Raw genomic sequence first — 6,653 nt, 5'->3', positions numbered from 1 at the left:
GCACTACTTTTATTTTTCAAAGATTACTGTTCGTTAAATATTATTTTTTCAATTCGTATTTTCTATCCATTAATTCTTTTTCTTGCTCTTTTAATTCTAAAGATTCATATTCTATCCTTTCTTTTATTTCTTTAGACAAATTATTTTCACCAAAAGGGTACACCACAGTATTTTCTTTTTTTATATGTTCCCTTAAGAGATTTACATAGCTCATTGCATTAACTACTATCTGTAGAAGACTTAGTTTATCAAAATTATCCAAATAGGCATTTAAGTTTTCTTCGATTCCAAGGCAATAGCTTCTTCCAAATTGATGTTCAACTAACATCCCACTTCTAACTAATTTGCTCGCTGCAACTCCTAAATTTTCTTCCATATATTTAAAAAGTATATCTTCTTCTTTTTTATGGTGAACTCCATCAGCATATTCTCTTATAAATTGTATAGCCGCTCTAAAAAAATCTTCATCTATTATCTTGTCTTCAATTATCTTAAGACACTCTTCTTCTAATCTATTAGTGAACAATAATATTTCTTCATGTTCTTCTACTAAATAGTCTATAGCTTTCATTTTAACCCCTTATAAAATATATATTTTCTTCTTTTTCATATGAATATTTATTGTCTAATAACCCTCGTACAAATTCATCTCTCAAAAGCCAATATACATCAACGCCAGCATAATCATTCCATACACTTTTGTGAACGTCATTTGCTATCATAAATTCTATATCATCTGAATCCGACAAAACTCTTATTGAACCATCACAAGGCATACCATCTAAGAATTTTGATGTTATTAGTTTGTAGGCATCTATTTTTGAACCCGTGAAATTTTCAGCCTTCCCCTTTTCAAAAAACTTGATTTTTAAATCATCTATGCTATTTGTTTGCAAATATATTTCAACTGCCTTAGCAAATCTTTTTTCAACTAAATTAACTCTTTCCAAAAGCCAGCCATGTATATTTGAATTGTCTATTAACTCCGACAATTCACCTTTTTCCAAAGTTCCTATTTTATTTAATTCAGCTTCAACTTCATCTATGTTATTTAAATCTTTCACAACTTCTTCTGACAAACTCTCTGTGAAATTTATCTTTTCCCACATTAAATGATGAATAAACCCTAAAAATGCACTCATTATTTCACAGCTTCCAATTTCTTTACTATTTCATTTACATCATATCCATGGACCATAGCTGCTTCGCTCAAAGTTTCCATTTGTGAAGCCGGACAAGATATACAACCCATTCCCATTTCCATTAAAACTGAAATATATTTCGGATTTTCTCTTATTAAATCTCCAATAGTTGCGTTTGGATTTATTCCATTAGCTTTTTTTACAACTTTTTCTGAATCGTCTCCAAAGAATAAATTAATGTCTTCCTCAACAGTTTGATTACCTGCTATTCCAAAATTTTCAACCAAAACATCAACTACATTTGGCGATAAAAATGCCGGCAAGGTTGGTCCTAAGTGAATATTTTTAACTCCCAATGAAAGAAGTGCAAGTAAAACTATAACCGCTTTTTGCTCGTACCATGCTATGTTGTATATTATAGGCAAATCATTTATATTATCTAATTCAAAAACTTCTTTTAATTTCAACGCTATTAACGCAAGTGAATATGAGTCGTTGCACTGCCCTGCATCAAGTACTCTTGGAATTCCGGCTATATCTCCTAAATTTAATTTGTTGTATCTATACTTTGCACAACCAGCTGTCAAAATCACTGAATCATTTGGCAAAGATTTCGCAAATTCTGTATAGTAATCACGACCTTTGTGACGTCCATCACATCCGCCCATTACTACAAATTTCTTTATTGCACCACTCTTTACTGCCTCTACTATTTTATCAGCCAAGGCAAATACTTGGTTATGTGCAAATCCACCAACAATTTCTCCGGTTTCAATTTCAATTGGAGCTTTACATCTCTTTGCGTGTTCAATTATTTCAGAAAAATCTTTTTCTTCTCCTATTTTCCCTTCAATATGTTTACATCCTGGATATCCAGCTGCTCCGGTAGTATATATTCTATCTTTATAGCTTTCTTTAGGTGGAACTATACAATTTGTCGTAAACAAAACAGGTCCATTAAAAGTTTCAAACTCTTCTCTTTGTTTCCACCATGCGTTTCCATAGTTTCCTACAAAGTGTGAATACTTTTTAAATGCCGGATAATAATTTGCAGGTAACATTTCAGAGTGAGTATACACATCTACTCCAGTTCCCTCAGTTTGTTTCAAAAGCATTTCCATATCTCTTAAATCGTGTCCTGAGATTAGTATAGCCGGATTATTTCTAACTCCAATATTAACTTTTGTAATTTTAGGATTTCCATAAGCTGAAGTATTGGCTTCATCAAGAAGTGCCATACCTTTCACTCCGTACTCTCCCGTTTTTAAAACCAAATTCACTAATTCATCTAATGATAAATCTTTTTGAGTTTCCACCAAAGCTCTTTGAATAAATTCGTCTACTTCCTCACTATCTTTTAAAAGAGCATTTGCATGTTTTGAATATGCTGAAAGACCTTTTAGACCATATACAGTTAGCTCTCTCAAACTTCTTATATCTTCATTTTCTGTTGCCAAAACTCCAACTTCTGTGGCCTTTAGATATATCTTTTCTAAATCTTTTTCATTGTATAAAGCTGCCTCAAATAAATTTTCTTTATTTTTTATATTGTTAAGTAATCTTTCTTTTAATTCAATTGTATCTATTATTATCTTATCAAATGCTTTTTCATCAAAATTAGCATTTGTAATAGTTGTGAATAAATTGTATGAGATTACATGATTTAATTCCTTCTCTACATTGTGACCTTGCTCACGCATTTCAACCATCACTTGTGCAAGTCCCTTTGTAACCCAAATTAACATATCTTGTAAATTCGCAACAGTTGCAGTCTTACCACAAACTCCCACTTTAGTACAACCTTTATTTTGGTTTGTTTCTTGACATTGGTAACAAAACATTTTATTTTCCATCTTAATCCTCCAAATAAATCTTTAATATATCTTCTTCAAAATTGCTTTACCTTTTATCGTGATTACATGATATATTTTATTTCCAATGTCATCTGTAACATATGTTACGTCAAATTAAATTTTCTAATTTTTCTCTGTTAAAAATAATTTTATTCTTATCTATTTCTATTAAATTTTCCTTTTTCATATTCATAAGCTCTCTTGAAACTGATGGTCTTGGTACCCCCAAATAATTTCCCATTTCTTGTCTAGTTAGTGTCAATACTAGTTCATTTTCTTGCGAATGATTTAATATATACTTAATTAATTTTTCCCTTAAGGTTACTGCTCCCATCATTAAAAGTTTTTGATTTAAAAAGAAAGATTTGTTAGCCAAAATTTTTAACATATTATTTACTATTTTTAAATTTAAATCATTTAATTCTCCACTTACAATCAAAGATTTTTTTGGAATACAAAGTATTTTGCTATCTTCATTTACATAACTTGAATAATCATATCCTTCTGATTCTAAGTACATATACACTTCTCCGAATACAGTCCCTGTAGAGTTAAATACATTAACTATATTCTTCTTTCCATTTGAATCTATATTTTCAACCACTACACTTCCCTTTTCTATGATGAATGTATATTCCGGTATGTCTCCTTGATTAAAAATATATTCTCCACTTTTGAAATTCTTTATAAATGAATCTGAGTCTTTTAAAAATTTTTCTATTTCACTTTCACTCATATTAAAAAATAAATTACTTTTATTTGCCATAAATTTACCCCTAAGTTTATAATTTCTCTACATTATACCCTAATCCCTCAAAATCTGTTATAATAAAAAAATCAAGGAGGCAAAGATGAAAAATAGAAAAAAGGGCATAGGTATATCTGGCCTTATTAAAATATTTTTGATACTTTTGTTGATAGGACTGATTACTTTGGCAACACTTACGGGAGGTTATGTGCTTTCAGTATTAAAAGCTGCTCCTCAAATCGACCCAAGTAATTACAGGTCACTAATCAATGAAACTTCTCAAGTTTATTCAGACGATGGACAACTTGTTGAAACTTTAGTCAGCAGTGAATTTTCAGAATATGTAACGCTTGATAAGATTCCTGAACATTTACAAAAAGCTGTCATATCAGTTGAAGACGAAAGATTTTACGAACACAACGGTGTTGACTTCAAGAGAGTTGTCGGCGCTTTAGTACACGATTTAAAAACCAGATCTTTTGACCAAGGTGCATCAACTCTTACAATGCAACTTGCCAAGAATTTATACACATCTTCATCTAAAGATGTAAACAGAAAGCTTACAGATATATTTTACGCTTTTAACATAGAAACTCATCTTTCAAAAGATCAAATACTTGAAGCTTATTTAAATTCAGCAGGATTTTCTAAAGGTACAGTTGGAGTACAAGCTGCTTCTAAGACATTTTTTAATAAAGATGTTTCAGAATTGACATTGGCGGAATCATCTCTTCTTGCAGGTGTTACAAATAGACCTACTAAATACTCTCCATATAACAACGCTGCTTTAACACCAGAAGATAATATGGAAACTGTACAATTTGTACTGCTTCCTACAGCTAAAGACAAAGAAAATTCTAGTGAAACTGTTCAAATTGCTCAAACACTTTTTGACTTGGGTAGAATAGATAAATTTGATTTAAGCCAAGTTAAAAACAATGTGTACACTCCTATCAAGGCTGAATTCAATCCCGTGTCTAAACAAAGACAAGAGTTGATTTTAGACTTGATGTTAAAACAAGGATATATTAACCAAGATGAACACGACAGTGCTAAAGCTCAAGAAATTGAAATTAAAATTGGAAATAGAAGCCAAAAGGGTTTGAGTTCTTTCTTCGTTGACGAAGTAAAGAGAGAAGTTGTAAATATATTGGAATCACTTGGCTATTCAAGTGAAGATGCTCATGCAAAATTATATAACGGTGGATTTAACATAGTATCTTCTATGAATTTAGAATTACAAAAACACTTAGAAGAAGTTACTTCAAATGCTAAATATTATCCTGGAAATAGAACAGATGACAATGGAATACCTCAACCGCAAGTTTCAGCTGTACTTATGGACCAACACAATGGTCAAGTAAAAGCTCTAATCGGTGGACGTGGAATTTCAGGAGGACAAACTCTAAATCGTGCTGATGTTCCTCGTCAACCCGGTTCATCTATAAAACCTATTTCTGTATATATGACAGCGCTTGAAAATGGTTCAACTGCCGCAGATGTATACTTAGATGCTAAGATACCTCCAAAAGTCTTGGGCACAAGCCGTTGGAGCCCTTCAAACGTTGGTGGCTATGTAGGATGGACTACAATAAGAAACTTAATTAAAAGGTCTTCAAACGTTGGCGCAATATTAGTTGCAAGAGATATCGGCTCTGATTTAAATGCTCACACTAAGACAACTTACTCAAGAGCAGTTAACACAGATAAAGCATACAATATGATTATTGATAATCTAAAATCCATTGGTGTAAGTTCTGTTATAAGTCCTAAAGACAATCCTAAATACAATGATGCAAATGCTGCTGCACTTGCTCTTGGAGGTATGACTCATGGTATATCTCCTCTTGAAATGGCTGGAGCATATACTCCTCTTGCCAACGAAGGTATTTATCAAAAACCTACATTTGTAAATCAAATTACAAATTCACAAGGTGATGTTATCTACAAAAAGGACCCTGTGGGAACTCAAGTTATAAAACCTGGAACATCTTTTATACTTACAAATATATTACACGATGTAGTCACTCAAGGAACTGGTACAAATGCTAATTTCTCAGGAATGTATTTGGCCGGCAAAACAGGTACTACAAACGATAAAAAGGATGCTTGGTTTGTTGGGTACTCTCCTTATTATGTTTGTTCTGTATGGATTGGTAACGATAGACACGAAAGACTTCCATTCATGTCTTATGCCGCCGCTACTCTTTGGAAGGGCATAATGAAACCTATTCATGAGGATTTAGAAAACAAAGTCCCTGAACAACCAAATGACGTTGAAAAGAAATATGTAAGAGCCATTGGCAGAAGTGAGTATTTCTTAAAGGGAACTCAAGCTCACTATACTAACAAACTTGGTTGGTATGATAGTAGCGAAACTAAAAAAGAAAAGAAATCTGACGACGATAAAGATAAGAATAGTAAAAACGACAATAATAAATCAAAGAGTAAAAGTAAGTCAAAAGATAGAAGTAAAGATAATGAAAAATCAAAATCTCGTTCTTCTAAAAATAATGACTAATATATATTTTAAAAAGGACTCTTACAAAAGTCCCAAAATTAAAAAAACAAGGAGACTAAAAAATCCTTGGCTTTAATATAATGTATTTATTAAAAATAAAGGCTTTATAATATCTGTTGGAGAATAAAACTCTAACAGATATTTTTATGTAAAAGAAATTTCACCCACATACAATTAGTCTCAAACTTTAAATAAGAAATAAAAAATTGGAGGTGGATATAAGTACAAGGTAGTATTATAATAAATTTATTTGGTTTTAAAGATATAGTTTTTGCCACTTTCTAGAATTTTTTCAACTTTTTTAAAAGATCAATATTTGAATTAGCTTTTATTTAAGCCTTCAAAATTAAAACATCCACATTATTAGATTCTAACTTTAAGACCTTATT

General features: G+C 31.3%; 5 protein-coding genes. 1 reads left to right on the top strand and 4 read right to left on the bottom strand.

Annotation, left to right across the window (positions count from 1 at the left end; all coding sequences use genetic code 11):
- Window positions 1-40: 40 nt before the first annotated feature.
- From HMPREF9129_RS05440 to HMPREF9129_RS05425, 4 genes are all read right to left on the bottom strand, one after another.
- Window positions 41-571: a hemerythrin domain-containing protein gene (locus HMPREF9129_RS05440; protein ID WP_004821218.1), complete on the bottom strand. Its 531-nt coding sequence runs from the start codon at window positions 569-571 to the stop codon at window positions 41-43.
- 1 nt (window position 572) lies between these two features.
- The gene (locus tag HMPREF9129_RS05435) at window positions 573-1,142 is read right to left on the bottom strand and encodes a hypothetical protein (RefSeq protein WP_004821217.1); all 570 of its coding nucleotides are present in this window, start codon (window positions 1,140-1,142) and stop codon (window positions 573-575) included.
- On the bottom strand, window positions 1,142-2,995 hold the full coding sequence (gene hcp, locus HMPREF9129_RS05430; protein WP_004821215.1) for a hydroxylamine reductase: 1,854 nt from the start codon (window positions 2,993-2,995) through the stop codon (window positions 1,142-1,144). The genes HMPREF9129_RS05435 and hcp overlap by 1 nt, the downstream gene beginning before the upstream one ends.
- A gap of 109 nt (window positions 2,996-3,104) precedes the next feature.
- A complete protein-coding gene (locus HMPREF9129_RS05425; RefSeq protein WP_004821213.1) occupies window positions 3,105-3,761 on the bottom strand; it encodes a Crp/Fnr family transcriptional regulator in 657 nt (218 codons plus the stop codon).
- 85 nt (window positions 3,762-3,846) lie between these two features.
- Here HMPREF9129_RS05425 and HMPREF9129_RS05420 point away from each other — a divergent pair, with 85 nt between their 5' ends.
- Window positions 3,847-6,264 (top strand): transglycosylase domain-containing protein, encoded by a 2,418-nt coding sequence (locus HMPREF9129_RS05420; RefSeq protein ID WP_004821210.1) that lies wholly within the window; start codon window positions 3,847-3,849, stop codon window positions 6,262-6,264.
- The last annotated feature ends 389 nt before the right edge of the window (window positions 6,265-6,653 follow it).

Origin of the sequence: Peptoniphilus indolicus ATCC 29427 (genome assembly GCF_000227315.1) — a bacterium.
In the GTDB taxonomy this organism is placed as follows: domain Bacteria; phylum Bacillota; class Clostridia; order Tissierellales; family Peptoniphilaceae; genus Peptoniphilus; species Peptoniphilus indolicus.
This window is presented reverse-complemented; position numbering and strand designations above follow the sequence as displayed.

Bases quoted from the DNA above. Each gene is read 5' to 3' on its own strand.
- hcp (WP_004821215.1), bottom strand. From the start codon at position 2,995: ATGGAAAATAAAATGTTTTGTTACCAATGTCAAGAAACAAACCAAAAT.
- HMPREF9129_RS05435 (WP_004821217.1), bottom strand. From the start codon at position 1,142: ATGAGTGCATTTTTAGGGTTTATTCATCATTTAATGTGGGAAAAGATA.
- HMPREF9129_RS05420 (WP_004821210.1), top strand. From the start codon at position 3,847: ATGAAAAATAGAAAAAAGGGCATAGGTATATCTGGCCTTATTAAAATA.
- HMPREF9129_RS05425 (WP_004821213.1), bottom strand. From the start codon at position 3,761: ATGGCAAATAAAAGTAATTTATTTTTTAATATGAGTGAAAGTGAAATA.
- HMPREF9129_RS05440 (WP_004821218.1), bottom strand. From the start codon at position 571: ATGAAAGCTATAGACTATTTAGTAGAAGAACATGAAGAAATATTATTG.